The sequence below is a fragment of the Clostridium sartagoforme genome, from assembly GCF_004794105.1.
Taxonomy (GTDB): Bacteria; Bacillota; Clostridia; order Clostridiales; family Clostridiaceae; genus Clostridium; species Clostridium sartagoforme_B.
Map to the genome: position 1 here is coordinate 1 of NZ_SRYR01000033.1, position 656 is coordinate 656.

Annotated in this window: 1 protein-coding gene; it reads right to left on the minus strand. The window is 32.0% G+C overall.

Translation table 11 applies throughout. From position 1 onward, the window contains the following. Nucleotides 1-5: 5 nt before the first annotated feature. Nucleotides 6-656: PTS system mannose/fructose/sorbose family transporter subunit IID (locus tag E5347_RS16715; protein ID WP_136008345.1), on the minus strand; the 651-nt coding region annotated here is incomplete at its 5' end.

Sequence of the window (656 nt, forward strand, 5' to 3'; positions counted from 1 at the left end):
ATATTCTATCCTAATATTTTGCAATTATAAGCAACTATTGATAATGCTATAAGTATTAATATTACTTTTGTTGAATTTAAGCTCTTTCTTCCAAGTAACCAATAAGTTAATCCAACGATTCCAAGTGGAACTAATGCTGGCATTATCTTATCTAAGATTTCTTGAGCTACTAAGTTTACTTCTCCTGAAGTATAAACATATGGAACATTTCCTTTAACAACTGTTGGTATTAAAGCTCCTATTACCATAAGTCCAAGTACTGATGCTGAATCAGTTATATTCTTAAGCATGTTTCCTATTGATGAAACTAGCTTAGCTCCTTGTTTATATCCTGCTTTTATAAATGTTTTACTTAAAAATATCTTAGCTAAGTTTGCTATTACCCATAAGTAACATCCTATTGGGCTTCCTTCTAAAGCCATATATGCTGCTATTGATCCAAATACTGTGTTTAATGTTACCCCAAATAACGTATCCCCTATACCAGCTAAAGGTCCCATAAGTCCAGTCTTTATAGCTGCTACTGCATCTTTTGATTTTGCTCCCTCAGCTTCTTCTATAGCTAAGTTTGCTCCTAAAATGAATTGTCCTGTTACTATATTACAGTTAAAGAATTGTAAGTGATTTTTTACTGCTTCGTTTAATTCATCTTCATC